At 45.1% G+C, this 20,486-nt stretch carries 18 protein-coding genes, 1 other RNA gene and 1 pseudogene; 8 read left to right on the top strand and 12 right to left on the bottom strand.

Annotation, left to right across the window (positions count from 1 at the left end):
* Nucleotides 1-25 precede the first annotated feature (25 nt).
* Nucleotides 26-1,000: a DUF1852 domain-containing protein gene (locus CAG58_RS08765; protein WP_161425071.1), complete on the bottom strand. Its 975-nt coding sequence runs from the start codon at nucleotides 998-1,000 to the stop codon at nucleotides 26-28.
* Between the two features lie 1,017 nt (nucleotides 1,001-2,017).
* On the opposite strand from CAG58_RS08765, the gene CAG58_RS08755 reads away from it, so the two are divergent.
* Together CAG58_RS08755 and CAG58_RS08750 are read left to right on the top strand one after the other, a co-directional pair.
* Entirely contained in the window at nucleotides 2,018-2,629 is a 612-nt protein-coding gene (locus CAG58_RS08755; RefSeq protein WP_202598238.1) for a LysE family translocator, read from the top strand.
* Between the two features lie 16 nt (nucleotides 2,630-2,645).
* Complete coding sequence (locus tag CAG58_RS08750; RefSeq protein WP_161429669.1) at nucleotides 2,646-3,446, top strand: AraC family transcriptional regulator; 801 nt, start codon at nucleotides 2,646-2,648, stop codon at nucleotides 3,444-3,446.
* A gap of 499 nt (nucleotides 3,447-3,945) precedes the next feature.
* Here the strand turns inward: CAG58_RS08750 and ffs are convergent.
* Both ffs and CAG58_RS08740 read right to left on the bottom strand, forming a co-directional pair.
* Nucleotides 3,946-4,042, bottom strand: an RNA gene (ffs, locus tag CAG58_RS08745) — signal recognition particle sRNA small type.
* 163 nt (nucleotides 4,043-4,205) lie between these two features.
* Entirely contained in the window at nucleotides 4,206-4,949 is a 744-nt protein-coding gene (locus tag CAG58_RS08740) for a hypothetical protein (RefSeq protein WP_161425765.1), read from the bottom strand.
* 52 nt (nucleotides 4,950-5,001) lie between these two features.
* Here CAG58_RS08740 and CAG58_RS08735 point away from each other — a divergent pair.
* Nucleotides 5,002-5,301, top strand: a pseudogene (locus CAG58_RS08735) (MGMT family protein); the annotation flags it as partial.
* 197 nt (nucleotides 5,302-5,498) lie between these two features.
* Nucleotides 5,499-6,356 (top strand): acyl-CoA thioesterase II, encoded by an 858-nt coding sequence (tesB, locus tag CAG58_RS08730; protein WP_161425763.1) that lies wholly within the window; start codon nucleotides 5,499-5,501, stop codon nucleotides 6,354-6,356.
* A 10-nt stretch (nucleotides 6,357-6,366) separates the two neighbouring features.
* Here the strand turns inward: tesB and CAG58_RS08725 are convergent, their stop codons facing one another.
* Entirely contained in the window at nucleotides 6,367-6,819 is a 453-nt protein-coding gene (locus tag CAG58_RS08725) for an Lrp/AsnC family transcriptional regulator (protein ID WP_202598237.1), read from the bottom strand.
* Between the two features lie 162 nt (nucleotides 6,820-6,981).
* Here CAG58_RS08725 and CAG58_RS08720 point away from each other — a divergent pair, with 162 nt between their 5' ends.
* A complete protein-coding gene (locus tag CAG58_RS08720; RefSeq protein ID WP_158138206.1) occupies nucleotides 6,982-8,049 on the top strand; it encodes a PLP-dependent cysteine synthase family protein in 1,068 nt (355 codons plus the stop codon).
* Nucleotides 8,050-8,418: 369 nt separating this feature from the next.
* Nucleotides 8,419-8,907 carry a copper resistance protein NlpE N-terminal domain-containing protein gene (locus CAG58_RS08715; RefSeq protein ID WP_161425767.1) on the top strand — a complete coding sequence of 163 codons (489 nt, stop codon included), beginning with the start codon at nucleotides 8,419-8,421 and terminating at the stop codon, nucleotides 8,905-8,907.
* 73 nt (nucleotides 8,908-8,980) lie between these two features.
* On the opposite strand, the gene CAG58_RS08710 is transcribed toward CAG58_RS08715, so the two are convergent.
* Both CAG58_RS08710 and CAG58_RS08705 read right to left on the bottom strand, forming a co-directional pair.
* Nucleotides 8,981-9,301 carry a DUF1244 domain-containing protein gene (locus CAG58_RS08710; RefSeq protein WP_154168545.1) on the bottom strand — a complete coding sequence of 107 codons (321 nt, stop codon included), beginning with the start codon at nucleotides 9,299-9,301 and terminating at the stop codon, nucleotides 8,981-8,983.
* Nucleotides 9,302-9,403: 102 nt separating this feature from the next.
* Entirely contained in the window at nucleotides 9,404-10,273 is an 870-nt protein-coding gene (locus tag CAG58_RS08705) for a Tim44 domain-containing protein (RefSeq protein WP_154168547.1), read from the bottom strand.
* 198 nt (nucleotides 10,274-10,471) lie between these two features.
* On the opposite strand from CAG58_RS08705, the gene CAG58_RS08700 reads away from it, so the two are divergent.
* On the top strand, nucleotides 10,472-11,062 hold the full coding sequence (locus tag CAG58_RS08700; protein WP_154168549.1) for a TetR/AcrR family transcriptional regulator: 591 nt from the start codon (nucleotides 10,472-10,474) through the stop codon (nucleotides 11,060-11,062).
* Between the two features lie 16 nt (nucleotides 11,063-11,078).
* Nucleotides 11,079-12,950: an MFS transporter gene (locus CAG58_RS08695; protein ID WP_161425761.1), complete on the top strand. Its 1,872-nt coding sequence runs from the start codon at nucleotides 11,079-11,081 to the stop codon at nucleotides 12,948-12,950.
* A gap of 10 nt (nucleotides 12,951-12,960) precedes the next feature.
* Here CAG58_RS08695 and menE read toward each other — a convergent pair whose 3' ends face one another.
* The 6 genes from menE to CAG58_RS08665 all read right to left on the bottom strand — a co-directional run bounded on the left by menE (nucleotide 12,961) and on the right by CAG58_RS08665 (nucleotide 20,225).
* Nucleotides 12,961-14,421, bottom strand: a complete 1,461-nt coding sequence (menE, locus tag CAG58_RS08690) for an o-succinylbenzoate--CoA ligase (protein WP_161425760.1) — start codon at nucleotides 14,419-14,421, stop codon at nucleotides 12,961-12,963.
* Nucleotides 14,421-15,410, bottom strand: a complete 990-nt coding sequence (menC, locus tag CAG58_RS08685; RefSeq protein ID WP_161425759.1) for an o-succinylbenzoate synthase — start codon at nucleotides 15,408-15,410, stop codon at nucleotides 14,421-14,423. Before menC ends, menE begins: the two co-directional genes overlap by 1 nt.
* Nucleotides 15,411-15,499: 89 nt before the next feature.
* On the bottom strand, nucleotides 15,500-16,366 hold the full coding sequence (gene menB / locus CAG58_RS08680; protein ID WP_158138198.1) for a 1,4-dihydroxy-2-naphthoyl-CoA synthase: 867 nt from the start codon (nucleotides 16,364-16,366) through the stop codon (nucleotides 15,500-15,502).
* Between the two features lie 34 nt (nucleotides 16,367-16,400).
* Nucleotides 16,401-17,216 (bottom strand): 2-succinyl-6-hydroxy-2,4-cyclohexadiene-1-carboxylate synthase, encoded by an 816-nt coding sequence (gene menH / locus CAG58_RS08675; RefSeq protein ID WP_161425758.1) that lies wholly within the window; start codon nucleotides 17,214-17,216, stop codon nucleotides 16,401-16,403.
* On the bottom strand, nucleotides 17,206-18,918 hold the full coding sequence (menD, locus tag CAG58_RS08670) for a 2-succinyl-5-enolpyruvyl-6-hydroxy-3-cyclohexene-1-carboxylic-acid synthase (protein WP_161425757.1): 1,713 nt from the start codon (nucleotides 18,916-18,918) through the stop codon (nucleotides 17,206-17,208). Before menD ends, menH begins: the two co-directional genes overlap by 11 nt.
* A complete protein-coding gene (locus CAG58_RS08665) occupies nucleotides 18,915-20,225 on the bottom strand; it encodes an isochorismate synthase (protein WP_161425756.1) in 1,311 nt (436 codons plus the stop codon). Before CAG58_RS08665 ends, menD begins: the two co-directional genes overlap by 4 nt.
* Between the last annotated feature and the right edge of the window lie 261 nt (nucleotides 20,226-20,486).

The following is a 20,486-nucleotide window of genomic DNA, read 5'->3' as shown; positions in this document are numbered from 1 at the left end:
GGCTATTCTACTGTTTGGTTGACGATTAAGCGCACTGAGCGACCCATTGTTCAAGAACCGATTGATAAGGTTTGATGAAGACTTCTTCCGCATACTTACCTTGTTTTATTGCCAGTTGAGTACGCTCTTCGCGGTCATAGACAATATCCGTTAACGAGTGGGCATCGCTCTTCAAGTTCGCTTCATAACGCTCACCAGCAACCCGGTTAGCAAAGTAAATCTCAGGGCGATAAATCTTTTGGAAGGTTTCCATAGTGCTGATGGTGCTAATCAGCTCCAAATTGGTGTAATCGTTAAGCAAATCGCCAAAGAAATAGAAGGCAAAAGGCGCAACACTGTTGCTCGGCATAAAGTAACGAGCTGTTAAGCCCATCTTCTGGAAATATTGTTCCGTTAACGATAAATCCGTCGGCTGGTATTCCACCCCCAATATTGGGTGTTGGTTATTGGTGCGGTGATAGACTTTGCTGTCTGACACGCTCAAACAAATCACCGGTAGCTTAGTAAAGTTTTGTTGGTAACCTTCTGATTTAATGAATGATTTAAATAAGTTACCATGCAAAAGACCAAAATCTTCTGGTACTGAGAATTGCGCTTTGCCTTTATTGTGATCCAGTAGACGGACACTAAAATCGTAATCACGAACATAAGAAGAGAAGTTATTGCCGACAATCCCTTCAATCCGTTGACCGGTTTTACGATCCAAAATACCGGTTTTTAACACTTCAATCGATGGAATGGTTTCGCTGCTATTTTCTACTTTGATATTAGCTGAAATAATATCTAACTCGACCGAGTAGCGATCACTCGTTGGGTTATCCCAACAAGCCAACTCATTGAAACGTTGGTCTATCATGCGCAATACACTACGCAAGTTCTGTTGACGATGTTCACCACGCGCTAAGTTAGCAAAGTTAGTGGTAATACGAGTGTTGTCTGCTGGATGATAATTTTCATCAAGACGAGTCTTTTTAATGGTAAAGGTAAAATGTTGAGTCATCAGCGTTATCTTCCGTGTCAATCAGATGAAACCAAATGATCATCCGTTCAATTCATGACTCAGTTATAACTCGCCCTTAATTAACTTAACAATGTTGTTACTTAATGTTGATTGTGAAAAAAATTCATGTTCAGGATGCTTAAGTAAAAAAATAGTAAAACAGAAGATGGGATTGCGTCTGTTAGACAACTGATCTGCACCAACCATACAAGACAGAAAAATAAGGTATTTTATGCGTTTTGATAGCATTTTCATCTAGACATATAAATAACTTCGCAATAAATGACACCTTAGAGTAAATAGTTTGTATTGAGAATACGAAACCTATTATTCAGCCAAGTGTCACCCTATTGCTTATCCACACTATATAAAATCTCTTGATAGCTAGCTTTTTATTATTCAAAATTGGGGAAATAAACAACAGTTTTGTACAATACTTGTGTTAAGGAGCATTTTATTGTGTAGCTCAATTACTGCTGTGTAAAAGGACTATACAATGACACCAAATAACGGCATTTTTTGGCTTAGGCAAACTCCGAAAATAACCTGTGTAGCTACGCTGGGACCTGAAGGTTTAAGCAGCCAATATGCAGCTCAGTACCTATCAAGGCTTATTGGGGACCCATTAGAAGTACTATTATTCAGAACCTTTGAACAAGCCTCTGAGCATGTTGAATCCAATGAGTCATGTTTACTTCTTGTTGCTAATGCATACCAGAGGGTTGATAACTTTTACATGAACGAGCGAACGCTCCTTTTAGGTTCGTTTTTTTTGCCCCCCCGCCTACTACTTGGCATGTAAAGATATAGGTTGATTTCTCGTTATATCGCTATAAGGGAGTCAAGTGTCTATCAGAGTTACATTTAACCGATGAATTTGAACAGGGATATTGGGAGAGGCAAGCGGGCTATTGCAAGACTGACAAGATCAAACCCAAAAGATATCGAATCGTTGATTTACAAGAACATCGCTTCATTGATGACACTGGCGAAGTTACGGATTTTTAAGGAACAATAATGATTTCACAACTAATAGCGATGGCTGCTTTTGCCTTGGTGACTTCGATCTCACCAGGCCCAGTCAACATTTTAGCCACTGTTACTGGAGCGAATTACGGATATACCCGTACTATACCTCATATCACTGGCGCAACTTTCGGGTTTGTATCCATTTTGTTTTTGTTGGGCTTTGGATTATCGCAATTCATTGCCGAGATTCCTTATTTAGCAAAGGGCATGACATATGTAGGAGGAAGTTTTCTATTATATCTCGCTTATAAAGTGACGACCCAAGAACCTACCACTAAAAGTAAAGATTCAGAAGAAAGCAAATCAGCGCCATCGCTCTTACAGGGTATGATGTGCCAGTGGCTGAATCCTAAAGCATGGATCGTTTCGCTTGCTGGTATTTCAGTTTTTTATACAGGGCAAAACGTAGGACTAGAGGTATTACTTTTATTCTGTGGCATATTCTTTGTCGTTTGCTACATATCGCTCTCAGTGTGGGCAATACTAGGGGTTACCATCAGTTCTGTTATAGAAACACCTAAGCAGTTCAAGCTGTTTAACATCTCTATGGGACTACTATTAGCGTTAACTGTTCTATATACTTTCTTCATATCTAGTTGAAAGAGTATTCGTTGATATGGCTAAACAGCAATTTTATCGATCCAATATAATTCCTATAGAACTGCGTTGTTCCACAAATTCAAACGCATGCTATGGTAAACATACTCACGAAGAGTTTTCTGTTGGATCGGTAGATTGTGGTCAAAGTGATTATTTTAATAACAATATGGAAAGCAAAATCGAAATGGGCTCTCTTGTCATAGTGAACCCATTGGAAGTACATTCATGTAACCCCACTCGAGATACAAATTGGAGCTATAAGATGCTTTATGTATGCCCGAAGTGGTTAGGTAACATACAATCTATGATTGTAGATAACCCCTCAAAAAATTTTATACCATTCTCGATTATCCATACTAATTCCCCAGAGCTCTACTGGCAGTTTCAATCATTGGCAGACTCAATCATAGACGATGTCGATCACATAAAAATGGAAGAAGAAAGCATCGAATTTTTCTCCAATTTATTTCGCAATGCCAACGCCATAGATATCGATGAGTTGAGCCTAACAAAAGCAAATATCGCCAGAGCTCATCGTTTTATACGTGACAACTTCAAAAACAATATCTCAATCAGAGAGATTGCTCAACACTCTGGGTTAAGTGAATACCACTTAATTCATTCATTTCGAAAATCTTATGGGATAACCCCCCATGCCATACAAATTGCCATGCGAATAAATGAAGCGAAGGTGTTGCTAAAGAAAGGATATAATATTGCATCAGTTGCCACAGAATTAGGGTTTAATGATCAAAGTCACTTTCATCGTAATTTTAAAAAACTAGTAGCAGCCACTCCAGCTCAATACAAAGATTAATCTACATTAGTTCTGCTGTGAATGTTTGCTACGCCATTTTGTATGGAAACGGATTACTTCGTCAGAAATAAATATAAATATAGAATGCTCTTCCGACACTCATTACACCGAAAGCATGATGTAATCGATTAGTATATCGACTAGATTCGACGGTTTGATAAGCGGTGAAAAGCTTCTCTGACGAACATGGAAAGAGAGGTTTCTTACAATGCGATATACTCTCGTCTCTACCCCTTCTGAAAAGGGGGTTTGCAATACACCATCTAATCTGTAACTTTCTAATTTAGTAAGCGCTGTAACTCACAAATGCCTACAACCGTGTTAACTATGGTTATCGGCAATAGAACATATTTTTGTTCGACCGCTTGCTTTAATACCAACGATATAAAATGGCTCACATAGCGAAAAAATAGGATTTTTACCGTAAAAGTATATCAAACTGTGAAATGATATTAGGGAGTATTAGAGTACTGAGTGCCGCTAGAGGCTAGATGGGTGGAAGCCCCAGCCACATCCCGGCACACACGTCATTCGCTGTGGCTGCTTCCTTCCGGACCTGACCAAGTTCACGAACTAGTGTTGCGGGAGGACCAGGGCCTCCATAGAGCACTTTAGCGCCTTGGCTAAAGAGTGCGAGGATTATCCGGCATCCCCTCCTCTATTGCAACCCTCCGCTCTCATAAAATCAATAAAGGCGAGTTAACTGGGCAGCAATTGAGCAATCTTTTTATTCTCAGGCAATGATGGTGGAGTTTTGTACTACTCTATCTGCTCTTCACTGCTTTTTAGAAGGTAGTCCGTCATCCACGCCGTTGCGAGTAGACATAACCAAAATACGAAGACCGGTTTGGGTACTTCGATGGCCGGAGCCAGCACGATGCCCATAAACGCCACCGACGGTAGCGTCCAGCACAATAACGTTGACCAATGCTCTGCTCTTTGCTTCACCAGTTTATTGATGATGGCGATTAATCCAGTCACGCACAATGAGATCACAACTGCGAAGGTAAATTCAGCAATCCACAAAGGCAGCAACAATAATAATGCCCACCAGTGGCGAGCCGATGAAGGCGTGTATTTCCAACTATTAACTGCCCACCATATCGCGCTCACCGAGAGTATTTGTAATACCGTCATTGTCGGCGTGCCATCAAGCTTACCTGCTGATTGGGTAGTCATAATTCCGACTTGCAGCGTCAGCAAGATCAAACCACAAATCACCATTACCCCTTTATGGCGTGGCGCAGAAAAAGCGACCATCAGTAATGGGAAAATAACCCACATACTCACAGATAATGCGGCTGGCTGGTAAGACAGCGTGAAGCCATAGACCAGTAAACCGCCCAACAACACCAAGCCCGCATTACCACTGCGAGGCAACACCCACAGTGCTGGGACTAATAAAGCGATCAATGACCAATTGTCTTCACTCAAACCTAGGGCTTGACCGCAGACAATCGCTAAGATTATGGTGATCATAAATTGCATAACCGACACTATCATACCCTCTCCTTATACCTATCCGTGGTAACCATTGAACTAGGGCTTTATGAGTATGGACCAATTTTCTCAACAAATCTTTGCCGTGGTGCACCAAATTCCTTTTGGTCGAGTAGCGACCTATGGACAAGTTGCGCATTTAGCGGGCTATCCCGGCTATGCTCGTCAGGTAGGAAAAGTGTTAATCCGATTGCCGCAAGGCAGCAAACTGCCTTGGTTTAGAGTGATTAATAGCCGAGGTGAGTCATCGTTGAGCGGGGTCGATAAAGCGCGTCAACACGCTTTACTGCTTGCCGAACAGATTGTGATCAATTCATCTGGAAAAATTTCACTACGCCAGTATCAATGGCAGCCTCAGACGTTTATCTCATCAGCAAAGAGTAGAGGGATCGTTTCAACATGTTTCATAAATCACATTCCCTCTTGACAAATATTTGACCTCTTTCACAAAATAGCAGCCAATACTTAAGTGAACTAATTTTAGTCTATGCCCAAACCACTTGGAGTTGCAGGTAGGAAGGGTATACAAACAACCATCATTAGGTGAGGGTCATGAGTAAACCACTAAGCGAATTATTACGCCTACTACAGCTTGAAAAGCTTGAAGAAGGTTTGTACAGAGGTGAAAGCGAGAACCTTGGTTTACCCCAAGTCTATGGCGGTCAAGTGATTGGGCAAGCGCTCTCGGCGGCCCGTTACACGGTAGATTCCGATCGCACCGTCCATTCCTTCCATAGCTACTTTTTGTATCCGGGCGATCCTGAAAAACCGATTATTTATGATGTAGAAAACCTACGTGATGGTCGTAGCTTTAGCACCCGTCGGGTCAAAGCGATTCAAAACGGCCGACCGATTTTTTATCTCACCGCTTCTTATCATGGTGAAGCGCCGGGGTTTGAACACCAAAATGCGATGCCCAATATCCCTGGGCCTGAAAACTTTGCTTCAGAATCCGAGTTGGCGGCGCAAATCGCCCATTTATTGCCAGAAAAAATTCGTAACGCATTTTGTGGTGAAAAACCGATTGAGATCCGCCCTGTGACGGTGATTAATCCGTTAAAACCACAAAAAGAAGAGCCTAAACAATATTTATGGATTCGCGCGAATGGTGAAGTGCCTGATGATCAGTTAATTCATCAATACTTACTCGGTTATGCGTCAGACTGGGGATTTCTCGTTACCGCGCTGCATCCTCATCAAGTCTCACTGATGACGCCGAATTTCCAAGTGGCGACGATCGATCATTCGATCTGGTTCCATCGCCCGTTTAAAATGGATGAATGGCTGCTTTATGCAATTGAAAGCCCAACCGCGAGCAATACCCGTGGTTTAGTGCGCGGTGAGATTTATAACCAGCAAGGGGCTTTAGTGGCGACAGCGGTACAAGAAGGGGTGATGCGTTTTAAATAAAACGCTCCCTTTAAAGCGGTAAGGAGGTGGTGTATTTCAAAGACTCCATCGCAAAGGTGGAAGTGACATTATTTAAACCATCGATACTATTGACCAGTTTTTTATAGAACTGGTCAAAATTTTTCATGTCTTTGACCAGTACTTTCATCATGTAATCATACTCACCAGCCATGCGATAAAACTCCATCACTTCCGGAAAATCCTCCACGGTATTAACGAACCGTTGATACCACTCATGAGAGTGATCACTGGTTTTGACCATCACAAAAGCGATAAAAGACAGCCCTAAACGTTCAGGATTAAGCAGCGCCACCCGTTGGCTGATCACCCCCGACTCTTCGAGCTTTTTCAATCGTTTCCAACATGGCGTACTGGTTAAATTGACTGCATCGGCCAGCTCATTGAGTGATAACGTGCTGTCTTTTTGCAACATCGCCAGTAACTGTTTATCAATGCGATCCATATCCACCACCTTTTATTTCTATAAATAACATATTATAGAGGAAATAATTCTCTTAAATTAGCAAATCAAAGGCAAGATAACCAAGTTTTTCTCCCTCACACAACGTACATTAGCAGCATTAACTCATGAGCAATTGCTCGTCATTACTATGAGAACGCCACCATGTGTACCGACCATCAATGGATTAATAACGCGATTCGTAAAATCGAAGCCGATTTTCAACGCTCGGCTGATACCCATTTAATTAAGCTCGATCTGCCTAGCATTGCGGGGATTGATCTTTATCTTAAAGATGAGAGCACGCACCCGACTGGCTCGCTCAAACATCGCTTGGCTCGCTCGCTGTTTTTGTACGCGATTTGTAATGGCTGGGTTGGTCCAGATACGCCAATTATTGAAGCCTCTTCTGGCAGCACTGCGATTTCTGAGGCCTATTTTGCCCGCTTATTAGGCCTGCCTTTTATTGCGGTGATGCCGAAATGCACCGCGCGTAAGAAAATCGAACAAATTGAGTTTTATGGTGGCAAAGCACATTTAGTCGATCGCAGCGATCAAATTTATGCCGAGTCTCGCCGCTTAGCACAAGCATTAAACGGTCATTATATGGATCAATTTACTTATGCAGAGCGAGCCACCGACTGGCGAGGTAACAGTAATATCGCCGATAGTATTTTTCAGCAAATGCAACGGGAAGATCATCCCATTCCAAGTTGGATTGTGATGAGCCCGGGAACCGGCGGGACTTCCGCCACCATTGGCCGTTTTATCCGTTATCAGCAACATAATACTAAGCTGTGCGTCGTCGACCCAGAAAACTCGGTATTCTTCGATTATTACCAAACGCGCAATAGTGAGTTAACCCTTCAGTGCGGCAGTAAAATTGAAGGCATTGGCCGGCCACGTGTCGAACCGAGTTTTATTCCCAATGTGGTTGATGAGATGAGACAAATCCCAGATGCGGCCAGTATCGCTACCATTCATTGGTTAGAAAAGATCGTGGGAAGAAAAGCCGGCGCATCAACCGGAACCAACCTTTATGGCGCACTTCAATTAGCCAGTGAGATGAAACAGCGCGGTGAACAAGGCTCAATTGTGACCTTATTATGCGACAGTGGTGAGCGTTATTTGGATACTTATTACAACCCAGAGTGGCTAGCGAATAATATTGGTGACTTATCACCTTACACCTCGAAGTTAGAAGCGTTTCAGCTTACAGGCCAACTGGATTAAAGCTATCCTTGACGATTGAAAATTAATAGATCTATCTCCAAACGACTTGGAGTTGCAGGTTGGCGGTAAGTGAGTCCCCATGAATATAGACAGACTATGTGATTAGGATGAACGAACGTAGCTAACACCGCTGCAGCTTCAAGTAGGAAGGGGATAACATCAAGCTATTGATTATGTGGATTTTGTTTTAACGATGACCGTTCTCTGACAGCGAATGTCGAAAACATGACGCCTATCTGACGCGGTTAACGTTCATTTGATGAATAATAACGACCTCAGTCACCAACGACTTTACACTATCGTCGAACGGCTCATAGATAAGGCCGGTGGCTATCACAACGTCCGTTTCAATTGAAGGTATAGAATATGATCAAAAAATCTCTTTTTGTCGTCAGTGCACTGACCTTAGTGTTGGCTGGCTGTGATAATCAACAGCAAGCCTCTGCCCCTGTAGAGTCACAAACCGCTCCCGTGACCATCGATGTTAATGATGATGAAGCCGTGATGGATGAAGCATTTAAGAGTGAGCATACCGCTTACAATAGTTTAGATTGGCAAGGGACCTATCAAGGCGTACTCCCTTGTGCGGATTGTGCCGGCATTGAGTATACCTTGGTCTTAAATGATGATCTGACCTATCAACTTACTCAAGTTTATCAAGGTAAAGAGCAAGCAGCTCCATTTGTCTCTCAAGGAAAATTCCACTGGGAAAACAATGGCAGCGTCATCACCTTAGACGGGGAATCGGATGCGCCCAATCAATACTTTGTCGGTGAAAACATGTTGATGAAATTAGACAGTAATGGCGAGAGAATTACTGGCGATTTAGCGTCTTTGTATAATCTTAAAAAACAATAGCCGTTGCTTCGATAAATGCTTTTCACTTATCCCCAACCACCTAAGAATAGAGTGTTTGGGGATAAAACCAAGATTAAGAATTTTGCTGGCGTGCGGCAAAAGCCGCCGCTTGCTCTGGTGTTGCCGGTAATTGATAGTTAGCTTTCCACTCATCATAGCTCATGCCATAAATCCGCTCACGCGCCTTATCAATATCCATTTCAACCCCTATCGTCTCAGCTTCCGCTTGATACCATTTACAAAAACAGTTACGACAAAAACCAGCCAAGATCATCAGGTCAATATTCTGCACGTCCTTATTATTATCTAAATGCGCTAACAGACGACGAAAGACTGCCGCATCGATTTTATCTTGTTGTTCTTGAGTTAAGTGTTGAATGTTCGCTTCTGACATGATGTTTCCTTTTTAGTAGTGAGCGGTAGCATTAGCTTATCTCAAGATAGCAAAACGCCCAAGACAAGCTTGGGCGTTCATCAATCATCCAACGCTAATCAATCAGCCTTGAATACCAACAATTAACCATGGCGCGTTAGGTTGTGTTAAATCACGCTCTAAATGCCAAATATCTAAAATTTCTTCTTCGGTTTCAGAACCCAAGTCGCGGCATCGACCCGTAAATTGTAGACTCAGTTGCGCTTTACGATCATCGTAATCGGCACGAACAATCTCTGCATCGACATACATGACTTCAGTTTGTGGCTGTTGATCCAGCTTTTCTCGCTCAGCTTTCAGATCAGCGAATAAACTTTCAGACACGTACTCCTCAATCGTCTCAAGCTGGTTATGGTTCCAAGCACCTTGCAAAATACGATAATGCTCACGTGAACCATTAATGAAGGCGATTTTATCAAAACCAGGTGGGTAGTTATGGGGCACATCGTTATGCATGGTTGAACCAAACCCAGAACTCGCTGCTGGTTTAAATTCCTGCTCCGGAGCTTGCTCAAAACTTTGGCGATGTACATTGGTGTTATAAGCTGGCTGACGAGGATTAAGGCTACCCTGCTTACCTGCCAGAAAATGACGAGCAAGCTTAAAGAGTGCAAATCCTATCAGACCGAAGATCAAAATATCCATAAATTGGATACCTTCAAAGGCACCACCAAAAAACGCAGCCAGTAGGCCGCCGGCGAGTAAGCCACCCATCAGGCCGCCCATTAAACCTCCGCGACTGTTGGTCGCAGCAGGTTGCTGATTATTTTGCTGACGTTGCGGAGTCGCTTGTTGTTGTTGATGATTTTGTGCAGGCGCGGTTCGATGGTTCTGACCAAACGATTTACCACCGCCCATCCGTCGAGCTTCAGCATCAGGAATCACCATGACAGTGATCATCAGTAACGCCATAAAAGAAAACAAACGCTTCATATATTTCCTCAGGGGATGTCATTAGGTACAAAAGGCTTTTATTCTTTGTCATCATAGTCACTTCAAGACGCTAAGCAAACCTTTTGCCTGACTGACATGTATCAGAATATTGCAGCCTTATTGAGTTGACGCTCTCCCAGACACTCTCTAGAATATCGAACATTGTTCTTTTTTGATTATGCGGTTTAACAACAACTTATGGCCAGACGCAACGATCATACTCGCGAAGAGTTGATCTCTCTTACTTTAAAAGCCAGTAAAGCTTTCTTAAGCAAGCACTCTTATCATGAACTTAGCCTAAGAAAAATCGCCAGTATGATAGGTTATGTGCCAAGCACCTTGGTCAATGTATTTGGTAGCTATAACTTGCTGCTTTTACATGTTGTTGCACAAACGCTCGATGAGCTGGCTTCAGAATCTAAGTTAGCCGTAAAAAAATGCGCAGACCCTAAAAAAGCGCTGTATAAACTGGCCTACTGTTATCATGACTTTGCTCAAAAGCACCCCTACCGCTGGCAGTTGATTTTTGAACACAATATGAATGGCGAAGATCTTCCAGAATGGCAAGCAGAACGAATCAACGGCATGACTACCATGCTAGAGTCGCTGTTACAAGTCATTGCCCCTCATCGCAGTGCACAAGAAGTATTACGCACGAGTCGCGTTTTATGGGCTGGGGTGCATGGCATTACGTTACTGAGTGTTGATGATAAATTTTTTACCGCTGAGCCGGTCGATGGTAAAGCATTGATTGAAGATTTACTGAGCCAATATTTGGCTAACTGGTAACCATTAAGGCAAAACCATGCACAGTTCTCAATCTTCATTGTTAACACAACGACGTTTTCTTCCGTATTTTATCACCCAATTTTTTGGGGCGTTTAACGATAATATCTTTAAAAACGTGTTGTTGCTGTTTGTGGCTTTTGCCGCTGTGGATACGTTATCCATCTCCAGTCACCTATTTATTAACCTTGCTGCCGGCTTATTCGTGTTACCGTTTTTCTTATTTTCAGCCTCAGCGGGGGTATTAGCCGATAAATACGAAAAATCGTGGTTTATCCGCCGCGTAAAACTGTTTGAAATCGCCATTATGTGTATTGGTGCGATAGGTTTTATCACCCAAAGCTATGGTCTTCTACTGTTTATGCTGTTTTTAATGGGCACCCAATCGGCGTTTTTTGGTCCGGTCAAATACGCGCTGCTGCCTCAACAATTAAAAACCAATGAACTGGTTCCGGGCAATGCGTTAGTGGAAACCGGTACCTTTCTCGCTATATTACTCGGCACGATTGGCGCTGGTGTTATTGCTTCGCTCGATCATGCTCATTATATTGCCGCCGGAGCGGTTATCCTTTTCGCCTTACTCGGCTATCTTGCTAGTCGCTCTATTCCTATCGCCCCAGCCAGCGATCCAAACTTGGTTTTTACTTTTCGTCCTGTTCAGCATACCCGCACTACGCTGGCGATAGCCAAACAAGACAGAACCATTTTTCAATCGATCATGGCGATCAGTTGGTTTTGGTTTCTAGGCGCGACTTATCTCACCCAGTTTCCAAATTTCACTAAACTGTTTCTCGGTGGCACCGAAAGCGCGGTGTCATTTTTGCTAGCCTTATTCTCTGTTGGAATTGCGATAGGCTCACTCACCTGTGACAAACTCTCTAACCATCGAATCGAAGTCGGACTGGTACCACTCGGCAGTTTAGGTATTAGCTTATTTGGCTATCTGATGGCCGCCAGCGTTCCCGCTGTTTTACCTCCTTTTACACAATTTAGTGATTTTATTAGCCACCAAGCTCTATGGCCCCTGTTTAGTTATTTACTGTTATTGGGCGTCTCTGGCGGTATTTTTATTGTGCCACTTTATGCTCTGCTTCAGCAAAGAGCCAAAGTCACTGAACGAGCACAAGTCATCGCGGCGTTAAATATCTATAACGCGCTATTTATGGTGGGCAGCGCACTGCTCGGTATTGTCTGCTTAAGCCTACTTGAATTAACTATTGTGCAGCTGTTTATCCTACTTGCGGTGCTCAATGTGTTAGTGACAACTTACCTGTTCTTACAAGTACCTATTTTTGTGCTGCGCTTGGTGGTGTGGGCCTTAACCCACAGCATTTATCGAATGAAGCACAAAAATTTACACCATCTGCCTGAGCAAGGCGGCGCGCTGATTGTCTGTAATCATGTCAGTTATATGGACGCGTTATTGCTCAGCGCGGTTTGCCCACGTTTGATCCGCTTTGTCATGGAAGAAGATTACGCGAATATTCCTATCTTAAGGCCGTTACTCAATCGAGCTGGGGTGATCCCGATTTGTGCCAATAAACGCAGTTCGATTCGCCGCGCCTTTGCTGAAGTCGATCAAGCGCTGCAAGAAGGCCACTTGGTGTGTATTTTCCCCGAAGGCCGCCTAACCAGTGATGGCGAGATCGCTCCTTTTATGCGCGGAATAGACGTGATTTTAAAACGCAGCCCAGTTCCGGTGATCCCGATGGCCATTAAAGGCTTATGGGGTAGCTTTTTTAGCCGCTACAACGGTCGTGCTTGTTGTAGCCTGCCTCGTAAATTGCGCGGAAAAATCGAGATTGAAGCCGGTGAAGCGGTAAGTAGTGGACAGGCCAACACCGAATTGATGCAACAAAAAGTCGCTCAGCTACGTGGGGATTGGCGCTGATAGGTCTAGTCTAGTCTAGTGGTGTATAACGACTTTGCTGATCGGCAAACCAGTTCTTGACCGCTTGGCGTGAAATCTTGATACCACTCTCAGTCAGAGTGTCAGGCAGCTGCCAGTAAGCGATGGGATGTTTGAATTTTTCCAGCTTATCGGCCAACCATTCACCAAGTTGCTTTTGATCGGGTAATGAATGACAACGCAGCACGGCAATACTGCGCGCGCCAAATTCGGCGTCTTGCACGGGGACAACTACCGCCAACTCAATCAGCGGATGACGAGCTAACACGGTTTCAATTTCTTCACAGTGAATATTTTCTCCGCCCGAGATAAACAAGTTATCCGCGCGGCCAATAATACACAGTTCATCGCCATACCAAGCCCCCATATCACCACTATCAAACCAACCATCTTGATTGGTTAATGGCGTGAGTATCCCTTGTTGATAATAACCACTGGCGAGGGTTTCCCCTGCTATCCAAATTCGTCTATCGACTACTTTTACTTGCCGTTTCGGTAGCACTTGACCAGCACTCGCTGTCTCATCTACCGGTTTGGCGGTCACCGTAGAGGCCGCTTCCGTCATCCCATAACCAATCCAAGTTTCAATCCCTTGCTGAGCCGCTTGCTGAGCGAGGGTCAGTGGGATATGGCTGCCACCCAATAAAACATGGCTTAAGCTGAGGGGTTGTTGGCTGGCTAACAGTCGTTGCAGTTGCGTGACGACTAGAGAAGCGTGACTGACCTGCTGAATATCATCGAGTAATTGACCCGTGCCCAGTTTTAAACAGCCACCGACCGCGAGCCAGCGATAAACAATCGCCAGTCCAGAGACATGATAAAGGGGTAAACTGAGTAGCCAAGTATCTTGCTCGGTAAACGCAAACCGTGCTAATAAGCCCTTAGCAGAAGCAAAATGCTGACGATGGGTATGAGCCACCGCTTTAGGGACGCCCATGGAACCAGAGGTAAAAATAAGCGTCGCCAGATTATCCAACGCATAAGCGGCAGAGCAAGCAACTCCTCCATCTCTATCTCTATCTAATACCGCAATTGAAGAACCCGCGCTTGAAAAGACTTGATCGCTAGGCGGCTCAATCAGTTGCAATGGTGATGGATAAGATGCTTTCAGTTCATCGCTCAAGGCGTTGAGTGATGGTGATAACCATAACCAAGCAGGCTGAGAGCCATACAGACGAGTGAGTTTTTCTGTCAGTTGCGCAGCGGGCTGCGGCATAGTGATGGCACAAATAACCCCTTGCTGCATAGCGGCTAATAGCCACCACAATATTGATGGCTGATTTTTACCCACCAAAGTTAACACATCACCAGACCGTAAACCGGCCAGCTCCAGTGCGGCGGCGTACTGATCCACTTGTTCGGTCACTTGCTGCCAAGTGAGTGTTTGCTGCTCAAGCTGCAACGCAATACGCTGCGGATCGCGCTGCTGCCACTGTCGCCACGGAGTATTCATTAAGCGGATTGCCACACGAGTGTTTGTTGATCTAAGCTGTGGATTGGTAAGGCGCAGCCCGGCCAAGGTGTTTCTAGCTGGGCTTTAAATAAACCGATCGTATCTAAGCCGGGGATAGTCTCTGGCAACAACCAATGGGATAACCGAGCGAGCTGAGTTAAACCTAAGCTTGATTCTAAACTCGAGCTGATCACCGCTTGAATGCCCAAACTGCGCGCTTTTTCAATCAGAGCTTGGCAACGTTGCACTGAGCCAATCAGTGTCGGTTTAATCACGATCGCTTTGGCTCCGGTTAAATCTTCTAACTGAAAATCCGCTTGCTGCACCGCATGTTGTAAGGTTTCATCCCACGCTATGGCAATCCCGCTATCAATCGCAAAAGCAAGGCTATCGCTTGGTGAGCGACAAGGCTCTTCTAAAAACGCTATCCTGCCGCGCACCGAAGGCGAGACATATTGAGCAAATTTAGCCGCTTTCTCTTTACTCCATGCTTGATTGGCATCAAGCCGCAATTGCAGATCTGGCATCGACTCTAAAAACAAATTCACCAGCATGCCATCGCGGATCGGCTCATAGAGACCCACTTTAACTTTGGCAACTTTCTGACCTGGCATAGCGTTAAGTAACGGGATCAACTCATCAGGATCGCCACTACACAATGGGGCGCAATGGTATTGCCCCTCTAGAGTGAGCTCACCTGCTAGCTCCATCTGCGCCATCGATAAGCCAAACGCCACCGAAGGAAAACCATTATCGATATGGCCCTCTTTCCCTTGTACCCACAAGGCTAATTGCTCTTTCGCTAGCGCTCCTGCTTCTTGCAAAGACTCGCGGCTAACGCCTATCAATGGCGCAATCTCTCCGCGACCCATTTTCCCATCTTGCTCTAGTTCAACAATAAATCCTTCACGTTGAGTCAGTTTTTGATCGCGAAGAATCACGCCGCTATCCATGGGTAATTGATATTGATAAAGCTTGGCACTGCGCATGATGGATCCTTTTAGTTAAATGCGGTGGAAGACGTCTATCCCTCATCGGATCCAATATGACCGATAAGAGATAGAGCTAAAGCGATGAATTACGGGTTGCGGGGGAATTTATTAAAGTCTGGACGACGTTTTTCATTAAACGCGTTGCGGCCCTCTTGCCCTTCTTCGGTCATGTAGAACAGCATGGTCGCATTGCCCGCTAACTCTTGCAGACCCGCTTGCCCATCACAGTCGGCATTCAGCGCCGCTTTTAAACAGCGCAGCGCCATTGGACTGTGTTGCAGCACTTCACGGCACCAACGCACAGTCTCTTTTTCTAAATCTTCAACCGCCACTACGGTATTGACTAAGCCCATATCTAAGGCTTCTTGCGCATCGTAAAAACGGCATAGGAACCAAATTTCCCGCGCTTTCTTCTGCCCCACGATCCGCGCCATATACGATGCGCCCCAGCCACCATCGAACGAGCCAACTTTAGGGCCAGTTTGACCAAACTGAGCATTGTCGGCAGCAATGGTTAAATCACACATCATATGTAATACATGGCCACCACCAACAGCCCAACCAGCAACAGAAGCAATCACCGGCTTAGGGCAAGTGCGAATTTGACGCTGAAAATCCAATACATTGAGATGATGAGTACCACTATCGTCTTGATAACCGCCGTAATCGCCACGAATTTTTTGATCGCCCCCAGAGCAAAATGCTTTTTCACCAAGACCGGTTAAAATGATCACCCCAACACCTTCATCGTAGCGTGCATCGGCTAAAGCATGGATCATCTCTTTCACGGTCAGTGGGCGAAACGCATTACGCACCTGCGGACGTGCAATGGTGATTTTTGCAATGCCATCAGCCGATTTGTGATAGTGAATATCTTGATAATCGCCGCTGCAATCTTGCCATTCAACGGGAGCATAGAGTTCTTGTTCTGAAATGCCTACTGTTTTAGCCATGGTGAATTTCCACTGTTATTGTCTAGGTTTATAATTAACGTTCAGCGTTGCTACATGCCATTAACTCAATCATCAGCTGAGCAAAAGCTTGCGGTTGTTCATGATGAACATTGTGTCCAGCCTGCTCAACAACGTGGTAATGCAAACCACTGCGCTGAGCAAGTGAATAAAATTTAGCATCATTTTGTCCACATACGTAATGGACGCAAAACGGGACAAGGGATAACGACGAGCGCACATCCGGTTGCCTTGCCAACGAAGTAGCCAATAGCATTTTTGCAACCGCAGGACCAAGGTTATCACTACGTAATGTGACTAAGGTTTGTCTTTGCTCATGATTCAGTGAAGAAAATACCGCTTGCTGATACCAATCGCTGAGAACTTGAGCAATCGGTTGGTGAGCAAAGCGCGTAGCCCAATGTTGGTCGTGCTGCCAACGAGCGTGCTTCTCTTCCTCAGTAGTCAACCCCAAGTGACCACCTTCAATGACTAAGCCTTGAATATTGAGCGCATCAAACCAGCCATGAGTGCAACCCAGCATTGCCAATCTTGCCCCCAGTGAGTAGCCAACCAACCAGATAGGCGTTGTCGGAGGACAATGAGCGGTGACAACTTGCGCTATCTGCTGACAAGCATCAGCAAAATCACTGCAACCAAGATCGCGACTCTGACCGTGTCCCGGCAAATCAATCGATAACAGCGAATACGCGCCACGCAGCTGCTCGACAACCATTTGCCAATCTTGACTTGAGCCCAAAAAACCATGCAGAAAAACCACCACCGGCTGCACAGGGTTATTCTGTGCTGGTTGAATCGGCTCAATCTTCGCTAACCACTGACTATAAAGCATGAATTTGTGATATCAGTTGCTTAAGATGCTCAGCGGCTTGTTGTGATGGGGTTATCACCTCAATCACTAACGTCCCTTTTCCGGCGTTTAAGTGCTGGTCAATGGCTTGTTGATAAGTCACTAGGGTTTCTGGGGCTTGATAATCGAGGGCAAATTGCTTAGCCGCGAACTCAAACGTTAAACCATGTGGCATTTGATATAAGGCTGAGCGCTGCTCGTCGGGAACAGGTAATAAATCAAAAATGGCGCCGCCATCGTTATTTATCACCACAATCACTAGCGGTTGTGGTGGCGTGCGTACTAAAGCTAACGAATTGAGATCATACAAAAATGAGGTATCACCGAGTAACATCAACATCGGTTTATTCAATGCTCGCTGAACCCCTGCAGCCGTCGCCACCAGTCCATCAATCCCTGATGCGCCGCGATTGGAAAATACCTCACACTGTTTGAGCTCACTGAACATATCCACTAAACGCACGATTAAACTATTACCAATAAACAGAGTACTGGCAGCGCCACGCTCGGTGAGATCCAAAGCCACCGCCACTTCACTCAACTGAGGTTGCGATAGATGCAGCTTTGCAAGCTGGGCAATGCTTGAGGCATACGCTTTCAGCTCATCTGCCCAACCAGCATGTAGGGTTTGCAATGGGTGCTGCTTAGCCAATTGATGCTCAACCCAAGATAGAGCATCGCACAGCCAATGCTGCTGCGCCGCATGGCTAGGGTTATTGCGCGCGACTTGTGGGCTAACATAGGTGTAATTACAGTTAGTCTTTATCAGTTGTTGTTCTAACCACTGGCTTAAACGTTTGGAAACGATTCGAGCGCCAAATTGAACCACATGCTGGCATTCACTCAGTTGCGCTCTTGCCGTGCTGTTTTGTAGCCATAAATCGTAGTGGGCCCATTCACTGCTCACCCCAGATTGAGGATCGCACAGCACCGGCCAACCAAGTTGCTGGGCAAACGTTAACGCCGCTTGAGCTTGAACTAAGGGTAAAGAGCCAATGATCACTAACCCTTTTTGGCTTAACAGTGCGTTATCACTTGGCAGTGGTGCGCTCAGAGTTTGATAACGTTGGCTGTAAGGCTGCTGACCTTGACGCCATTCATCAACCGTCGCGAGATAGTCGGCGTATAACTCACGCTCATGGCTGGAATAAAGTGGTTCTGGATAGGGACAGTTAATATGAACCGAGCCGCCAAACATCGCTTGCTGATGCAAAGCATCATCCAGTGTGGTTAATAACCAAGATAATGGTAAGCGCAAGGTTGGGCTTGGCAAATCAATAGCTTGAGTTACATGCGAGCCATAAATGTTACTTTGCTCAATCGCCTGATTAGCCCCACAATCCACTAGCTCTCGCGGACGATCGGCGGTTAACACAATCAGTTTTTCTCCGGTCAATTTAGACTCAGCAATCGCCGGGAGTAAATTAGCCACGGCGGTGCCGGAAGTGACAATCACCGCCACCGGTGTTTGACTGGCTTTGGCTAAACCGAGGGCTAAAAATCCTAGACCACGCTCATCAAAGTGAGTATGGATTTGCAGTTGTTGATTAGCCGCGGCTTCTAAAGTCAGTGGCGTCGAACGCGAACCGGGCGCGATACACACTTGAGTAACGCCAAAGCGAGTCAACTCTTCTAATAGAGTCTGCGACCAAATTCGATTCAGTAATGCTTGGTCTTGATTCATAAGGCGATCCCTAATGGTGGTTGATTGGTGATCAAACTGAGTAAGGTGGACATTTTTTTATCCAGCTCTTGCCATTCATGCTCAGCGATAGAGCCCGGTACAATGCCGGCACCCGCATAAAGCTGAACACAATTGTCCACCACCAACGCACTACGGATAGCGACACAAAATTGCGCTTGTTGATGACTAAAATAGCCCATCGAACCTGCGTACCAACCGCGAGCAAACGGTTCATGTTCGGTGATAAACTCTAACGCAGGTTGGCGAGGCAATCCCGCGACGGCAGCGGTTGGTTGTAGCGCGCTTAGTAACTGCACCCCATTCACGCTTGGCTTGAGCTGCGCGACAATATCACGCTTTAAATGCTGTACTTGACGCAGCGTCAGTAACTGCGCGTTGCTTTCCACTTCAACCTGCTCAGCCAAAGGCGTTAAACGCTCAATAATATCATCCACTACATATTGGTTTTCATTGAGGTTTTTACCGTCATGAATGAGCCAATCCGCCAGTTGTTGATCCTGCTTAGCCGTATCGCCACGGCCAATGGTTCCGGCCAAGGCTTCCGTTTGTAACTCTTGCCCTTGGCGACAGTATAGACGCTCTGGCGTTGAGCCGATAAAACTGTGTTTACTATCCAAAGCTAACAAAAAATGAAAACTGCGCTGGTTATCAGCAATACTGGCTTTGAGTAATTGCGCAGCACTTATCGCGTTATCAAGGGTTAAGCGCGTTTGGCGAGCTAACACCACTTTTTTGAACTGCTGCTGCTCAATCGCCGCCAATGCCTGACCGACTAATTGGTTCCAATCGATTGGACTAGGCAGATGTTCAACGTCTAACACTTGACTGTGTAAGCGCGATAGTTCTTCAACATCGACGTGTAACTTCGTTAAGGTGGCTAACGTACGCTGGCGATCTTGGGCGATAAAATTGGCAGCTACGCTCCAATGCTGATCAAAACGGATAATTTCCACTTGCGGTAAGAAAAAAAACGATGACATACAGCGCCGATTTTTATCGGTCTGACCATCAAACGAGCGCCCACCCCAAACGCGCTGATTATCGCCTAATATCGCATAAGCAGGGGCCGGTTCGGTAAAGGTATACAATTGACCAACAGCCACCACCTCTTCGCGTCCATCACGAGACTGCCAATAAAATTTGGGAAATAGAGGCTGGGCTTCAAGCCAATCGATCAACGCAAAAGGCGGTGGTCCTATTAATGTTTGGACAAAACGAACGTCGTTATCCTTTGCGTTCTTGATTTGCTCTATCAACCGAGCAATGGCTTGATGAAAATGAGACAAAGCGACCTCGTCGACTATGAGATTCGATTAACAGCGGCTACTCTATTGACAGCGTTAGCGTAAATCAAGGTTGCGACTACTCTTTTTTGACCTTCTCCCGCCTCTAAGGGGATCTATTTAACTATTTAACATTGCTGTGGGCCATTAAAACCCATCAAGGCATCTACTGAACTGATATCGCTAATCCTCAGCCATAAAGAATATCGTCACGAAAACCCCTTAGCTATAGATTTATATTCTTAAAAAAGGCAATCTAGACTG

Origin of the sequence: Vibrio sp. V31_P5A7T61 (genome assembly GCF_009904895.1) — a bacterium.
Taxonomy (GTDB): Bacteria; Pseudomonadota; Gammaproteobacteria; order Enterobacterales; family Vibrionaceae; genus Vibrio; species Vibrio metschnikovii.
This window is presented reverse-complemented; position numbering and strand designations above follow the sequence as displayed.